14 protein-coding genes are annotated in these 14,981 nt (G+C 72.1%); 2 read left to right on the top strand and 12 right to left on the bottom strand.

Annotated elements, in window-relative coordinates:
• Nucleotides 1-29: 29 nt before the first annotated feature.
• The 12 genes from scoC to ABT070_RS25615 form a co-directional block, all read right to left on the bottom strand.
• A complete protein-coding gene (gene scoC, locus ABT070_RS25560) occupies nt 30-1,592 on the bottom strand; it encodes a fatty acid-ACP ligase ScoC (protein ID WP_351764187.1) in 1,563 nt (520 codons plus the stop codon).
• A 21-nt stretch (nt 1,593-1,613) separates the two neighbouring features.
• Nucleotides 1,614-2,111, bottom strand: a complete 498-nt coding sequence (gene scoD, locus ABT070_RS25565) for a (2E)-enoyl-ACP glycyltransferase (RefSeq protein WP_351764188.1) — start codon at nt 2,109-2,111, stop codon at nt 1,614-1,616.
• Nucleotides 2,108-2,998, bottom strand: a complete 891-nt coding sequence (gene scoE, locus ABT070_RS25570; protein WP_351764189.1) for a (3R)-3-[(carboxymethyl)amino]fatty acid oxygenase/decarboxylase — start codon at nt 2,996-2,998, stop codon at nt 2,108-2,110. Before scoE ends, scoD begins: the two co-directional genes overlap by 4 nt.
• A gap of 131 nt (nt 2,999-3,129) precedes the next feature.
• Nucleotides 3,130-3,369 (bottom strand): acyl carrier protein, encoded by a 240-nt coding sequence (locus tag ABT070_RS25575; RefSeq protein WP_351764190.1) that lies wholly within the window; start codon nt 3,367-3,369, stop codon nt 3,130-3,132.
• Nucleotides 3,366-4,409 (bottom strand): beta-ketoacyl-ACP synthase III, encoded by a 1,044-nt coding sequence (locus tag ABT070_RS25580; protein ID WP_351764191.1) that lies wholly within the window; start codon nt 4,407-4,409, stop codon nt 3,366-3,368. The genes ABT070_RS25575 and ABT070_RS25580 overlap by 4 nt, the downstream gene beginning before the upstream one ends.
• A 410-nt stretch (nt 4,410-4,819) precedes the next feature.
• Nucleotides 4,820-6,274, bottom strand: a complete 1,455-nt coding sequence (locus tag ABT070_RS25585; protein WP_351764192.1) for an MFS transporter — start codon at nt 6,272-6,274, stop codon at nt 4,820-4,822.
• Nucleotides 6,275-6,607: 333 nt separating this feature from the next.
• Complete coding sequence (locus ABT070_RS25590) at nt 6,608-7,132, bottom strand: copper chaperone PCu(A)C (RefSeq protein ID WP_351764193.1); 525 nt, start codon at nt 7,130-7,132, stop codon at nt 6,608-6,610.
• Nucleotides 7,129-9,402 (bottom strand): heavy metal translocating P-type ATPase, encoded by a 2,274-nt coding sequence (locus ABT070_RS25595; protein WP_351764194.1) that lies wholly within the window; start codon nt 9,400-9,402, stop codon nt 7,129-7,131. The genes ABT070_RS25590 and ABT070_RS25595 overlap by 4 nt, the downstream gene beginning before the upstream one ends.
• Nucleotides 9,399-9,656: a hypothetical protein gene (locus ABT070_RS25600; RefSeq protein WP_351764195.1), complete on the bottom strand. Its 258-nt coding sequence runs from the start codon at nt 9,654-9,656 to the stop codon at nt 9,399-9,401. Before ABT070_RS25600 ends, ABT070_RS25595 begins: the two co-directional genes overlap by 4 nt.
• Nucleotides 9,657-9,794: 138 nt before the next feature.
• Entirely contained in the window at nt 9,795-11,435 is a 1,641-nt protein-coding gene (gene pgm, locus ABT070_RS25605) for a phosphoglucomutase (alpha-D-glucose-1,6-bisphosphate-dependent) (protein WP_351764196.1), read from the bottom strand.
• A 100-nt stretch (nt 11,436-11,535) separates the two neighbouring features.
• Nucleotides 11,536-11,712: a hypothetical protein gene (locus ABT070_RS25610; protein WP_351764197.1), complete on the bottom strand. Its 177-nt coding sequence runs from the start codon at nt 11,710-11,712 to the stop codon at nt 11,536-11,538.
• Nucleotides 11,713-11,947: 235 nt separating this feature from the next.
• The gene (locus ABT070_RS25615; RefSeq protein WP_351764198.1) at nt 11,948-12,583 is read right to left on the bottom strand and encodes a TetR/AcrR family transcriptional regulator; all 636 of its coding nucleotides are present in this window, start codon (nt 12,581-12,583) and stop codon (nt 11,948-11,950) included.
• A gap of 158 nt (nt 12,584-12,741) precedes the next feature.
• On the opposite strand from ABT070_RS25615, the gene ABT070_RS25620 reads away from it, so the two are divergent.
• Both ABT070_RS25620 and ABT070_RS25625 read left to right on the top strand, forming a co-directional pair.
• Nucleotides 12,742-13,977 carry a VOC family protein gene (locus tag ABT070_RS25620; RefSeq protein WP_351764199.1) on the top strand — a complete coding sequence of 412 codons (1,236 nt, stop codon included), beginning with the start codon at nt 12,742-12,744 and terminating at the stop codon, nt 13,975-13,977.
• Between the two features lie 58 nt (nt 13,978-14,035).
• On the top strand, nt 14,036-14,974 hold the full coding sequence (locus tag ABT070_RS25625) for a fumarylacetoacetate hydrolase family protein (RefSeq protein WP_351764200.1): 939 nt from the start codon (nt 14,036-14,038) through the stop codon (nt 14,972-14,974).
• The last annotated feature ends 7 nt before the right edge of the window (nt 14,975-14,981 follow it).

The raw sequence follows: 14,981 nt of genomic DNA on the forward strand, positions 1-14,981 counted from the left end.
GTTCTCTCTCGGTCCGGCCTGATGGGGCGCTAGTTGACCTTGCGTGCGGCGTCGTGCCAGAAGCGGTCGCGCAGTTCGCGGCGCAGGATCTTTCCGCTGGGATTGCGCGGTACGACGTCGATGAACTCGTAGCGGGCGGGCAGCTTGAAGCCCGCGAGCCGCGGGACGAGGAAGGTGTGCAGGTCGCGGGGGCTGAGCGGCCCGGCGGGGGCCGGGACGACGAAGGCGTGCACATACTCGCCCCAGCGTTCGTCGGGGGCGCCGACGACGACGGCCTCGGCCACGCCGGGGTGGGCTTCCAGCGCGTTCTCGATCTCGGCCGGATAGACGTTCTCGCCCGCGACGAGGATCGCGTCCTTGATCCGGTCGCGGATGAAGAGGTAGCCGTCCTCGTCCATGAAGCCGGCGTCCCCGGTGTGGATCCAGCCGTCGACGAGCGTCTCGGCGGTCTTCTCGGGCAGCCCCCAGTACTCGACCATGCGGGCGTGCGTGGCCAGACAGACCTCCCCCACGGCGCCCGGCGGAAGCTCCCGGCCCTCCCCGTCGATCACCTTGCCGCGCACGCCCGGGTACGGGCGTCCCGCCGCCTGCATGAGCGGGCCGCCCGGGACATGGGCGGCCGGGGGCAGGCAGACTGCGGTGTTGCCGGTCTCGGTGAGGCCGTAGATCTGGGCGAACTCGCAGTCGAGGACGGCGAGGCTCTCCTCCAGCAGGGCCTCGGAGATCGGGGAACCGCCGTAGACCGTCTTGCGCAGGGTGGTGAAGTCCTCGGCGCGGACGCCGGGTTCGGTCAGCATCATGCGGAGCATGGCCGGGACGAGGCAGGCGGTGGTGACGCCGAGGTCCCGGATGAGGTCCACGGCCTGGCGTGCGGCGAAGGCACGCATCGCGACGACGGTGGTTCCGGCGTTGAGGTTCTGTGCGGCCCACCACAGGCCGCCGACGTGGAACCCGGGGATGCCGATCAGCGCGATGTCCCCGGCGCGCCAGTCGATCCAGTCCAGCCCCTCGCTCGCCAGGGCGTCACGGATCGCGAAGAAGCTGCGGTGGGCGAGGACCACGCCCTTGGGCAGGCCGGTCGTGCCGCTGGTGTAGAGCTGGGCCACGGGCGTGTCGGGGGTGGCGATGTCCGGCAGTTCGGCGTCGGGGTGGGGTGCCTTCCAGGCGGCGAAGTGCTCGCCGAGCGCGACGACCGTCCCGGGGGGCGTGGTCGGCATCCTGTCGACGACGGTGGCGAACTCGTCCTCCAGGAAGAGAAGTCGGGTCGCGGAGTCCTGGAGGATGTGGCCGACCTCGGGTGCGGTGAGCCGCCAGTTGACGGGGACGAGCACCGTGCCGCTCTTGGCGCAGCCGAAGAGGATCTCGTAGTAGTGCTCGGACTCCTTGCCGAGGTAGGCGACCCGGTCGCCCGGGGTGAGCCCGGCGGCCCGGAGGGCGTGGGCGACGCGATCGCTCTCGCGGTGCAGCTGCCCGTAGGTCAGCGTGCGCCCCTCGCACAGGATCGCGGGGGTGGTGGGCCGGTGCCGGGCGTGGAAGCCCGTGGTCTGGACGAGCGTGCGGAGCTCCGGGTGGTGGAGCCTGTCCGTGGTCATGGATGCTTCTCTCGCCTCGGGTCAGGGGAGGTTGACGAACGCCAGGGTCGCCGTGCCGTCGCACCGGCCCGCGCCGGTGTCCCGGAAGCGGTAGGCGGTCTCGGCGTGGAGGAACGGGTGACCGGCCGCCGGGACGCGCCGGGTGACGGAACGGAATTCCATCTCCCCCGAGAACGCGCGGGAATCGATCGGGCGCCGGAATTCGGCGGCGAAACGGGCGATGAGGATATCCGGGAGCTGGCGCTCGAAGAAGTCGTCCAGCGTCCAGGACTCGAATCCCGTCCCCAGTCCCTCCTGTACGGACCTGGCGACGAGGTAATACATCATCTGGTTGAAGCAGATGTTCACCTCGACGGAATTCAGATGGCCGGTGTCGTCGATGTAGCACGACTCGGGGATCTCGAACTCGCAGCGGGCCGTGGTACGCCCGTCGATTTCCGTCACGACGGCCGAGCGCAGGTATCTGCAGTGGTCCTTGTACGGCGTCAGTACCCGCGCCAGCAGGGTTTCGTCCGTCATGCCGCCTTGATCCCGTCGTGCAGCCTGCGTTCGTCGTGCACGGTGACCCGGTAGGAGACGGTGGGCTCCGGCGTGCTCGTGTGCCGGGCCCGGTGGACGAGGCTGCGGTTGTCCCAGATCAGGAGGTCGCCCCGCTCGAAGCTCTGGAGGTGGATGCCGTCGTGCGCGAAGGTCTCGTCGAGCTGGCCGGTCGCCTCGAACAGCCGCTTGAGCAGCTCCTCGTCGAGCGGGTGCCCGTCCCCGTCCTCGATGCCGACGGTGAAGCCCTCGCTGATGTAGAGGACCGTCTCGCCGGTCATCGGGTGGGTGAAGGTGGTCGGCTGGACGACGGCCGGGGTCTTGCGCTCGACCTCGTCGATGATCTCGGAGAGCGGGCGGTAGACGTCGTGCGGCCGGATCTTGAAGTACTTGCGCACCGAGTGGGTGCAGTACGTGCCGGCGACCTCCTTCTTCAGCTCCTCGGGCAGTGCCTCGTAGGCCCGTCCCATGTCGATGAAGTACGTCCCGCGGTTCTTCTCCGGCACGACCTGGGGGTGGATCAGGGTGAGACCGAAGGGGTCCGGCATGAACTGGTAGTCGGCGTGCCAGAACTTGCCGGTCTTCGGTACGCCGATCTGCCTGCCGTTCTCCGGCACGTTGGAGGACACGAATATCTCCGGGACCTCCGGGTGCTTGTACATCGGCTCGTAGTAGGTCTCGGGGCGGCCCAGCCGCCTGCCGAGCGCGAGGAACTCCCGCGGGGAGAGGTCCTGCCCCTTCAGAACGACGATCTTCCTGGTGTAGACGGCGCTCTTGAGCGCCTCGACGTCGGCCTCCGAGGCGGTGGTGTGGTCGAAGCCCTCGACCGTGGCGCCGATCGCGTCGCCGGGCTGTTCCTCGATCTGCATTCCGGTGCTTCCTTCCATGGATTCGGGCGGTCGTGGGAACAGGTGGCCGTGGTTCAGGCGGCCGTGGATTCGGACGGCCGTGGATTCGGACGGCCGTGGATTCGGACGTTCGGGGTTCAGGCGGTCGGGGTTCAGGCGGCCGTCCGGCGGGCGTCCACCAGTCCGGCGAGGTCACCGAGGGTGAGCTCGGGTCCGAGTTCGTCCTCGCCGACCGTCACCCCGAGGTCGCGCTCGATGCGGATGCTGATCTCGACCGTGGTCAGCGAGTCGACGTCCAGTTCGCCGAGCGTCACCCCGGGGCGGATGCGGTCGGCGGGGGCGTCGTGGAGTCTCGTGAGGAGGTCGACGAGCTGCTCGTAGGTGGTGCTCATGACGTCGTCCGTTCTTGTCGATGGAGCGCGGGCCAGGTCAGGAGGCAGGAACCCCAGGTGAGGCCGCCTCCGAAGGCGGTGAGCAGAAGCCGGTCGCCGGAGCGGACCGTCCGACGGGCGGCCGCGTCGGCGAGGGCGAGCGGGATGGACGCGGCGCCGGTGTTGCCGACGGACTCGACGTGGGTCGCGCACCGTTCCCTGGGCAGCCCGAGGTCGTCGGCCACCGAGTGCAGGATCCGCAGGTTGGCCTGGTGCGGTACGAAGTGGTCGACGTCGTCGATCTTCCAGCCGGCCCGGGACAGCGTGGCCCGGGCGGACTCGGCCATACGGGTCACCGCGTGCCGGTAGACCTCCTTGCCCCGCATCGCGAAGTGCCGTTCCTCGCGGCTGGGTTCGGCGGGCCCGGAGCGTTGCCGGGAGCCACCGGCGGCGACCATGATCAGGTCCTCGTGGGCGCCGTCGCTGCCGAGGTCGAAGTGGCCGACCGCGCCGGGCTCGTCGGGACGACCGGCGCGCAGGACGACGGCTCCGGCGCCGTCGCCGAAGATGATCGCGTTGGCCCGGTCCAGCGGATCCACGATCGTGGAGTAGGTGTCCGCGCCGACGAGCAGGACCCGTTCGGCCACGCCGGCCGCGATCAGCCCGGCGGCACAGGCCAGTCCGTAGACGAATCCGGTGCACACGGCGCCGACGTCGAAGGCCGCCGCCCCCGTGAGGCCGAGCCGGGCGGCGACCGCGGGGGCGGTGGCCGGGCAGGTGCGGTCCGGGGTCGCCGTGGCGACGACGACGGCGTCCACCGTGTCGGCGCCGGCGGAGGCGAGGGCCCGGCGGCCGGCCTCGACGGCCAGGTCGGAGGTCGCCTGCCCGGGCTCGACGACGTGCCGTCGGCGGATCCCGGTCCGGGTACGGATCCAGGCTTCGTCGGTGTCGAGCCGTGCCGCGAGGTGCTCGTTGGTCACCACCCGGGACGGCACCCATCCGGCCAGCCCGCACAGCACGGCGGCCGAGGGCGCGGAGGAACCGCCGGCGATCGGGGACATGGGTCTGCTCCTGGCATGACGGAGGGGCGGGCCGGACGGCCCGGGGTACGGGAAAGGGAGGTGGGTCAGCGGTGAGACAGCGGTGGGACAGAGGGGGCAGGTCCGAGGTGAGGCTGCCGGGGGGGGAGGTGCGGCAGCGGGGCGGGCCAGGGGTGCGGGCCAAGGGGGCGGGGTGCGGGGCGAGGGCGGGCCAGGGGTCCGGGTCGGGGGTCCGGGTCGGGGGTCCGGGTCGGGGGTCCGGGTCGGGGGTCCGGGTCGGGGGTCCGGGTCGGGGGTCCGGGTCGGGGTCCGGGTCGGGCGCGGGCCAGGGGTGCAGGTCGGGGCGGGGGCCAAGGATGGGGGGGCGGGGGCAAGAGTGGGTCGGATGGAAGGGTCGGGGCCGGGGCAGCAGAGGGGTCGGGAGCGGGTGCCTAGGGACTCGTGCTGCCCGGGGCCCGGGTGTCGTCGGCGCTGCCGAGCCGGCCGGCCCCACCGGGATCGCCGCCCTCCGCGAGGACTTCGGCGGGGCCGGCGGACACGGCGCTCCCGCGGAGGGCGAGCAGGGCGACCGCGCCGAGGGCGATGGCGCCCGCCGTCGCGAGGACGGCGGTCCGGATGCCGTCCAGGAGCCCGGGGCCCGAAGCGCTCTGCCCGACGCCCCCGGCGACGGCGACCAGGGCGGCGAGGCCCACCGCGCCGCCCACCTGGAGGGTGGTCGACGCCAGTCCGGAGGCGACGCCCTGGTCACCGGCGGCCACCCCGACGGACGCGGCGATCCACATCGCCGTCCACGCGGCGCCCTGCCCCAGCCCGAGCAGCACGATCCCGGGCAGCAGTCGTGGATACGAACCGTCCGAGGTGAGCCCCAGACCGAGTGCCGCCGCACCGAACGCCCCCAGCGCCATGCCGCCCACCAGCACACGGTGCACGCCGAAGGCGGCCACGGCCCGTCCGCCTGCCTGCGTGCCCGCGGCGATCACCAGGGCGGGCACGAGGAAGGCGAGGCCGGTCGCGAGGGCGTCGTAGCCGTGGACGGTCTGGAAGTACAGGGTGAGGAAGTACGGCACCGAGCTGAACGTGGCGCTGAACAGGGCCGTCACCCCCATGGCGACCGGCAGCCCGCGATGGGCGAACAGCCGTGCCGGGACGAGCGGTTCACGCGATCGCCGCTCCACGACGGCGAACAGCGTCAGCAGGACGGCCGAGAACGCCCCGCAGGTCAGCGCCGTGGGCGAGTGCCAGCCCTGCGCCGGGGCCCGTACCAGCAGGAACACCAGGAGCGTCACCCCGCCCGTCGCGGTCAGCGCGCCGGCCACGTCGAAGTGCCGTGAGCGGTCCCACGGCGCGTCCGGGGGGAAGAGCAGGCGGCCGGCCACCGCGAGGGCGGCCGCGAGGGGCACGTTGACGAAGAACACCGAGGGCCAGCCGAACGCCTGCACCAGCACCCCGCCGAGCAGGGACCCGAAGCAGAGCCCGGCGGCTCCGGCGGCGCCCCACACCGCGAGGGCCCGGTTCCGCTCGGGCCCTTGTGCGTACAGGGTGTTGATCAGGGACAGCGTCGCCGGGAACAGCAGGGAACCGCCGATGCCCTGGACCGCCCTGACGGCGACCAGGACCCCTGATGTCTCCGACAGGCCGCCCACCAGGGAGGAACCCGCGTACAGCAGTGCCGCGAGGACGAACATCCGGCGCCGGCCCAGCAGATCGGCGGCCCGGCCGCCCAGGAGCAGGAAGCCTCCGGTGGCCACGACATAGGCGCTGACCACCCACTGGAGGTCGTGGTCGGAGAATCCGAGGCCCGCGCCGATGTCCGGCAGGGCGACGTACACGATGTTGTAGTCGAGCGAGATGACGAGCTGCCCCAACGCCAGAACCAACAGGGACATCATTCATCACCCCCTCAGAATCACAGTAATCGGAATTCCACGAACCGGAATTCCGGCCGGTCGATCAATTTCCGTCACCGTAGCAGTCGGCATACGGATTGGGAATGGCTGTTCTCCCGCGACCCGCTTTTCCGTGTCGTCGCCGTTCCCGGAATATCGGGGCAGCACGACGGACCGACAGTCGGAAACCGTCGGACACGGAATACCAGGCCGAATACCAGGGATTTATCCTGGCGAATTCCTGCCCTCCTTCCGGAACGGTCGTCCCACCTCAGTAGTCGGACACGGGCGGTCCCGGGTTCCCGGGATTCCGCATTGATTTCCCCGGCCGGGTCAGGTGGCGTCCTGGCCCGGCCGGACCACCACCGCGAGCGTCCTGACCGCCCCGCCGTGCTCGAAGTGCAGGGTGAACGCGACGAGGTCGCCGGACTGCCAGCCCGGCTTCGCCGGGAGTATCACGTCGAGGCCGTTCGGTGACATGTCGAGGCGCTCGCCGGCCGGGACGACGACGGAGGCGACCGGCCGCGCGGAGGCCGAGCCGGTGCCGGTCATGAGGTGCCGGCTGAGGCGGGGCGGGCCTGCGCCGGCCTCGGCGGTGGTCACCTTCAGCAACCGGTCCGCCGAGCCCCCGCTGTTGGTGACCCGGAAGAACGCGGCCGTCTCCGGGACGCCGGCAGAGGGCAGGAACACCTTGCCGTCGGTGACCTCGATCCGGGCCGGGCCGCCCGCGTTGCCGTAGGCGGTCCATGTGCTCAGCCCGCCGAGGGCGAGGCCGCACACGGCGACGGGCGCGAGCGCGGCGAGCAGCGTGTCGGTGAGCCGGCGGCGCGAGGGCCGCCACGTTCCTCGTTCGGTCATCGGGTGCCCTTCCGTGCGGCAGCCCGCGGACCCGCGGGCTGCCAGGCGCGCAGCCGCAGGCTGTTGGCGACGACCAGCACCGAGCTCGCCGACATGGCCGCCGCGGCGACCATCGGGTTGAGCAGGCCGACCATGGCCGGCGGGACGGTGACGACGTTGTAGCCGAAGGCCCACACCAGGTTGACGCGGATCGTGCCCAGCGTGCGCCGGGCGAGCCGGACCGCGTCCGCGAGAGCCTCGATGTCGCCGCGGACGAGGGTGACATCGGCGGCCCCGATGGCCACGTCGGTGCCGCTGCCCATGGCGATCCCGAGGTCGGCGCAGGCCAGCGCGGCGGCGTCGTTGACCCCGTCCCCGACGACCGCGACCCGGTAGCCCTGTTCCCTCAACTCGCGTACGAGGGCGGCCTTGTCCTCGGGGCTGCGGCGGGCATGCACCTCCTCGATGCCCAGCGCCCCGGCGACGGCACGCGCGGGCGCCTCCCGGTCGCCGGTGGCGAGTACGGGTCGCACACCGAGCCGCCGCAGCCGGTCCACCGCACGGTGACTTCCGGGGCGTACGACGTCACCGACCTCGATCAGGGCTTCGGCCCGGCCGTCCACGCGGACCAGTACGGGCGTACGGGCGGCGGATTCGGCCACCGTCAGGGCGTCCCGGAGGGCGCCCTGCAACTCCTCGTCCGGGGCGAGGACTTCGACGAGCCGGCCCTCGACCCGTCCGCGCACCCCCCGTCCCGGCAGCGCGCCGAAGTCGCTCACCTCCGGCAGCCGCCGCTCGTCCGAATCGCGCCGGGCGTACGCGCAGAGGGCGCGGCCCAGCGGATGCTCCGAGCCCTGCTCGACGGCTCCCGCCAGCCGCAGTGCCGTGTCCCGGCCGAGCCCGTCCGGTGGCGCGGTGATCCGGGCGACGCTCATGTGTCCGGAGGTCAGCGTGCCGGTCTTGTCCAGGACGACGACGTCGAGGTGCTGAAGCCCCTCCAACGCCTGCGGACCGGTGACCAGGATGCCCAGCTGGGCGCCCCGGCCGGTCGCGGCCATCAGCGCGGTCGGGGTCGCGAGGCCGAGCGCGCACGGGCAGGCCACGACCAGGACGGCCACGGACGCGGTGATCGCCGCCTGGGGATCGGCCCCGGCGCCCAGCCAGAACCCCAGGGCGGTGACGGCCAGCGCCAGCACGACGGGCACGAAGACCCCGGCCACCGAGTCGGCCAGCCGTTGCGCCCGTGCCTTCCCGGCCTGTGCCTCCGTCACCAGCCGGGTGATCCGGGCGAGTTGGGTGTCGGACCCGACGGCCTCGGCCCGTACGAGCAGCAGCCCGCCGGCGTTGACCGCGCCGCCGACCACCGCGGATCCCGGTCCCACCTCGACGGGTTCGCTCTCGCCGGTCACGAGGGACAGGTCGACGGCCGAACTGCCCTCCACCACCTCGCCGTCGGTGGCCGCCCGCTCCCCCGGCCGCACGACGAAGACCTGACCGACCCGCAACTCCTCTATGGGGACGAGCCGTTCACCCCCGTCGGCGTCACGGACGGACACCTCCTTCGCGGCGAGCCGGGCCAGCGAGCGCAGCGCCGCCCCGGTTCCGTGCCGGGCCCGCGCCTCCAGGAACCGTCCGGCCAGCACGAACAGCGGTACACCGACGGCCGCTTCGAGGTAGATGTGCGCGACGCCGTCCGAGGCGGTCGGCACGAGCGTGAACGGCATCCGCATGCCGGGGTCGCCGGCGCCGCCGAGGAACAGCGCGTACGCCGACCAGAGGAAGGACGCGACCACGCCCAGCGACACCAGTGTGTCCATGGTCGCGGCGGAGTGCCGCAGTCCTCGTGCGGCTCGCTCGTGGAAGGGCCGGGCGCTCCATACGGCGACCGGCGCGGCGAGCACGAAGCACAGCCACTGCCAGTTGCGGAACTGCAGGACGGGCACCATCGACAGGACGAGCACGGGGAGCGCGAGCAGGGCGGTCACGACCAGTCGGTGGCGCTCCTGGCGGGTCCCCTCGGATGTGTCGTCGCCGTCCGTGGACTCCTTGCTCCTGGGCGGCTCGGGCAGGGCGGCCGTGTAACCGGCCTTCTCGACGGTCGCGACGAGTTCGTCCGGGCCGATGTCCGCCGGGTGGCTCACGCGAGCCCGCCCGGTGGCCAGATTGACGGTCGCCGTGACGCCGTCCAGCTTGCCGAGTTTCTTCTCGACCCGGGTCACGCAGGCCGCGCAGGTCATGCCGCCGACGGTCAGATCGGTGGTGACCAGGGCGGTCACCGGTTCCGTACTCATCCGTGGCCGCCCCCCTGCATATCGGCCATGCCGCCCATGTCACCCATGTCGTCGACGTCTTCCGCTCCACCGCCGCCGCTCGTCCCGGTGCCGTGCATGCCGGGCGCCACGGGGCCGGAGGCGGCGCCGACGGCATAGGAGGCCGCGAAGATCAGCGCCATGAGCAGGAGGAAGCCGCAGAGGGCGGGTGGGGGCCCCGCCCTCCGTAAGGCCGCGCCCACACCGGACAAGGAGGAATTCCGGGATACGTCCATCAGCCGCGTCTCCAGGTCACGTCGTACGACGTCGCCGGGATCGCGCCGTACCGCTTCAGTAGTCGGAGCGGCCGCCGACCGGGTTCCGGAGCATGAGTGTGGTGCGCGTCACATCAATGGCGGTCCGTCCCCGGCGGCTCAGCCGCCCAGGGCGGCGTCGACCACGTCCTTCGCCTCCTCCTGGACCCGGCGGAGGTGGTCGGGGCCGAGGAAGGACTCGCCGTAGATCTTGTAGACGTCCTCGGTGCCGGAGGGGCGGGCCGCGAACCAGGCGTTGGCGGTGGTCACCTTGATGCCGCCGACGGACGCGCCGTTGCCCGGGGCCTCGGTCAGGACGCCGGTGACCGGCTCCCCGGCCAGGGTGTCGGCGGTGACCTGCGCGGGCGAGAGCTTGCCGAGGAGCGCCTTCTCCTCCCGGGTGGCCGGGGCGTCGATGCGCGCGTAGGCGGGCGAGCCGAAGCGGTCCGTCAGGCCCGCGTAGTGCTCGGAGGGGGTCTTCCCGGTGACCGCCGTGATCTCGGAGGCGAGCAGCGCCAGGATGATGCCGTCCTTGTCCGTGGTCCAGACGGAGCCGTCCCGGCGCAGGAAGGAGGCGCCCGCCGACTCCTCCCCGCCGAACCCGAGCGAGCCGTCGACCAGGCCGTCCACGAACCACTTGAAGCCGACGGGCACCTCCACGAGGCGGCGTCCGAGGTCGGCGGCGACCCGGTCGATCATCGAGGACGACACGAGCGTCTTGCCGATCCCCGCGTCGGCCGGCCACCGCTCACGGTGCGCGTAGAGGTAGGCGATGGCGGCGGCCAGGTAGTGGTTGGGGTTCATCAGGCCGGCGTCCGGTGTGACGATGCCGTGCCGGTCGGCGTCGGCGTCGTTGCCGGTCGCGATCCGGAAGCGGTCGCGCTGGTCGATCAGCGAGGCCATCGCGTACGGCGACGAGCAGTCCATGCGGATCTTGCCGTCCCAGTCGAGCGTCATGAAACGCCAGGTCGGGTCGGTGAGCGGGTTGACGACGGTCAGGTCGAGCCGGTGCTCCTCGGCGATCCGGCCCCAGTAGGCGACGGACGCCCCGCCCAGCGGATCGGCGCCGATACGGACACCGGCGTCGCGGATCGCGTCCAGGTCGAGGACGCTCGGGAGGTCGGCGACGTAGGTGCCGAGGAAGTCGTACCGGCCGGTCGTGGGCGCGGCGAGGGCCCGGGTGTACGGAACGCGCCGTACATCCTTCAGGCCGGAGGAGATGATCTCGTTGGCCCGGTCCTGGATCCAGGAAGTGGCGTCGGAGCCGGCGGGGCCGCCGCTCGGCGGGTTGTACTTGAAGCCGCCGTCGGCGGGCGGGTTGTGCGACGGGGTGACGACCACGCCGTCGGCGAAGGCGGCGGTGCGGCCGCGGTTGTGGGTGAGGATCGCGTGCGAGACGGCGGGCGTCGGCGTGTAGCCGTCGGCGCTGTCGATGAGCACCGTCACCGCGTTGGCCGCGAACACCTCCAGGGCGGTGACCCGGGCGGGCTCCGACAGCGCGTGGCTGTCGGCGCCGAGGAAGAGGGGCCCGTCGGTGCCCTGGGCGGCCCGGTACTCGCAGATGGCCTGGCTGGTCGCGGCGATGTGGTCCTCGTTGAACGCCGTGTTCAGCGAGGATCCCCGGTGCCCCGAGGTGCCGAACGCCACGCGCTGCCCCGGATCGGCGGGGTCCGGGTGCAGCGCGTAGTACGCCGTGACCAGCCGGGCGACGTCGACGAGATCCTCGGGGCCGGCCTTCTTGCCCGCTCGCTCGTGCTGCATGTGCCCGCTCCTCCACATCGGTCGATCATGGCTTGCGCCTTCCATCTTCCCTTGTGGTGGCGGCTGTCCGCGAGTACGGGTCGGTTTCCGCCCGGCGCGCTCAGCGCCGGCGGCCGCGCACCGACCAGCCGCTGCCGATGCCCGCGACGTGCAGGGCGAGCACGGTGAGGCCGAGAAGCATGAGGTTGGTGGAGGTGAAGGTGTCGTTGGTGGAGATCTCTGCCGCGTTGATCAGGAAAGCGATGAAGAACAGCACTGCCGAGACGATGGCGAGCAAGGGGTCCGTCCCTTCGGGGTGTCGGATCGTTCGTTGACGTTGCTCACCGGATGCCCCCGACCGGGCCGTGAACACCACGAGGTTCGCCCCCGAGGGTCGGGAGCGCCGGGACCTCGGCCGTCGCGGGGTCCGGCGCGGTGCCCCGGCGCCACGTCGTCGACGACCGCGGGCGCCCGTGCTACCGGGGCCCCGCCCCGGCCCCGGCCGGCGGGACGACAGCGGTGCGCGTCCCGCGTCAGCCGAGGTCGGGCAGCGGGCGCCGGGCGACGTCGCGGGCGTCCTTCGCAGGGACGCCCAGCATGCGCAGCAGCATCTCGGCCAGGTTCGAGGCCGCCTCGTCCGCGTCGAGATCGGGACGGGCGAAACGCAGCTCCAGCAGGGCCAGCAGGGAGCCGCCCAGGGCGGTCAGGGCGACGGTCGGGTCGCCGACGGTGAACCGGCCGGAGGCGATACCGACGTCCAGGTCCCGCACGGCGCGCGGGGCCAGGCCCGTGTCGGAGTGGATGTGGCCGAGTCCGCGGTGGCGCAGGACCTGCATCAGTTCAGGGCGGGAGTCGGCCAGGCGCGCGCTGAGGCGGAAGCCCGCCGCGACGAGCTCCGCCGGGTCGTCGATGCCCTGGAGATGCTGGTCGAAGGCCCGGCCGAGCTCTTCGAGGGCGTCCTTGACCGCCGCGTCGAACAGTTCCGTCTTCGATTCGAAGTGGTTGTAGAACGAGCCGAAGCCGACATCGGCGCGCTCCGCGATGGCCTGGATGCTCGCGCTGGTGTCCCCGGTCTCGGCCAGGATCTGCCGGGCCGCGCGGACGAGCGCCTGCCGGGTCTCGGCGCGGCGCCGTTCGAAGCGGTTGAGGGGCGGGGCTGACGTCGGCATGGGCGTGAGTCTACCCATCGGGTGTGCCAGGTCACAGTTCTGATGAAGTCGTCAGCTCATATCTGATGAGTTCATCACCGGCACCGATCCAGCTATTGACGATCGAAGAGTCAAAGTTGATGATTTCCTCATCACGGCACCGTCGCTTGGAGGACACCATGTCCGGAACCCACGTCAACGCGGCCGGCGTCCCGGACGTCAGGACGGCCCACCAGGACCTCCACAGCGATCAGGGCGCCCTGCGCGGCGAACACCCCGGGCGCTCCCGGAACCCCGTCATCAAGGTCGCCGACCTGGCCTGGCTGGAGTTCGAGAAGCCCGACCTGGACCGGGCCGAGGTCTTCGCCCGCGACTTCGGCTTCGGCATCGCCGCCCGCACCGAGCATGAGCTGTGGCTGCGCGGCACCCTCGCGGGCACGCCGTGCATGGTGATCCGCAAGGGACGCACCAGCAGGTTCATCGGACCGGCGTTCCGCGCGGCCGAGCGCGCCGACCTGGACCGGCTGGCCCGCGCCACCGGCTCGGACGTGCGGGACATACGCGATGCACGGCACGCGCGGGATGGACGAGATCTACGAGACCTACGAGACGTGCCATACATGCCGTACGTGCCGGACGCGGACGTCCCCGGGGACGGCGCGGTCGTCGACCTGCTCGACCCCTCGGGCTTCCCGGTCCGGGTCGTGCACTGCGGTGAGCCGCTGCCGGCGCTGCCCGAACAGCGGCCGCTGCTCCTCAACTTCGGCACGGACCACCGCCGCAGGAACCTCACGCAGCGCCCGCCCCGTGAACCGTCCCGTATCCGGCGTCTGGGCCATCTGGTGCTGGAGACCCGCGTGTTCGCCCGCGCTCTGGACTGGTACCTGGACACCCTCGGGATGATCGTGTCCGACTTCCTGTTCCTGGACGGGCAGCGCGACCGCGGCCCGACGATGGCGTTCATCCGCTGCGACCAGGGTGGTCTGGCCGTCGACCACCACACCCTCGCGATGCACCTCGGCCCGGGCAACGGCTATGTCCACTCCGCCTACCAGGTCACCGACCTCGACTCCATCGCCGCGGGCGGCGAGTACCTGAACGAGCGCGGCTACCAGCGCAGCTGGGGCATCGGCCGGCACATCCAGGGCAGCCAGCTCTTCGACTACTGGCGCGACCCCGACCGTTTCATGCTGGAGCACTTCGCCGACGGCGACCTCTTCTCCTGCGACCTCGATCCCGGCTGGGCGCCCATGTCCACCAGCGGCCTCGCCCAGTGGGGGCCACCGGCCACCCGGGACTTCCTCGGCGCGAGTCCCTCCCCCGCCAGGGTCCGCGATGTGTTCCAGGCCCTGCGCGGCGACAACGAGATGGACCCCGCGCGCCTCCTCGGCCTGCTCAGGGCGGCCAACTCCTGACCGCCCGGGCCCCTTCTCCTCCCCTGCTCCTCCCCCGACCCCTCACAAAGGCAATGACATGAGCACCAATGTCCTGCGCACCGCCGACGGCTGGTGGGTGGTACGCGACACGCGCGCCGTCCGTATCGACACCGAGGCGGTCACCACCGCCGGACTGCTGGGCGACCGGACCGCCGTCCAGGAGGCCGCCGTCTCGGGCGGGGAGGGCACGCCGGTGGCCGACCTGGTCGCACTCCCGCCGGTCACCGCCCCCTGCCGGGTGGTCGCCCAGATGGTCAACTACCGCAGCCACGCCCGCGATTCGGGCTTCACCGGTGACATCCCGCCCGCCTTCTTCCGCAAGGCGTCCGGCTCGGTGAGCGGCCCGCACGACGACATCGTCCGTCCGTCCCATGTGCGGCTCCTGGACTACGAGATCGAACTCGGCCTGGTCATGGGGGCCCCGCTGCCGGTCGGCACGGTCGTCGGGAAACGGGACCTGCCCGCCTTCATCGCCGGACTCGTGATCACGAACGACGTCAGCGCCCGTGACGTACAGCTGACGAAGACGCAGTTCTACGAGAGCAAGTCGTACCCGACCTTCACCCCGACCGGCCCGTACCTCGCCCTGCTGGAGCCGGAGGACTTCGCGCACCTTCTCGACCTGCGGCTGAGGCTGTCCGTCAACGGCGACCTCCGCCAGGACCGCACCCTGGCCGACATGATCGTCCGCCCCGCGCAGGCGCTGACCCTGCTGGCACGCTTCCAGGCGCTGGACCCGGGCGACCTGCTGCTGACCGGCACACCCGGCGGCACCGCCCTCAAGGCACCGCCCAAGGCGGTCGAGAAGCTCGGCGCGCTGCTCCCGCCGGCGGTGAAGTGGAAGGCGTTCTTCAGGAGCCAGGCCCGCAACCCGCACTACCTCGGCCCGGGCGACCTGATCACCGCGACGATCGCCACGCCGGACGGGCGGATCGACCTGGGCGAGCAGCGCACCGCCGTCACCGACGCGAAATGACCGACGC

It is taken from the genome of Streptomyces sp. NPDC002884, assembly GCF_040295245.1.
Classification (GTDB): Bacteria; Actinomycetota; Actinomycetes; order Streptomycetales; family Streptomycetaceae; genus Streptomyces.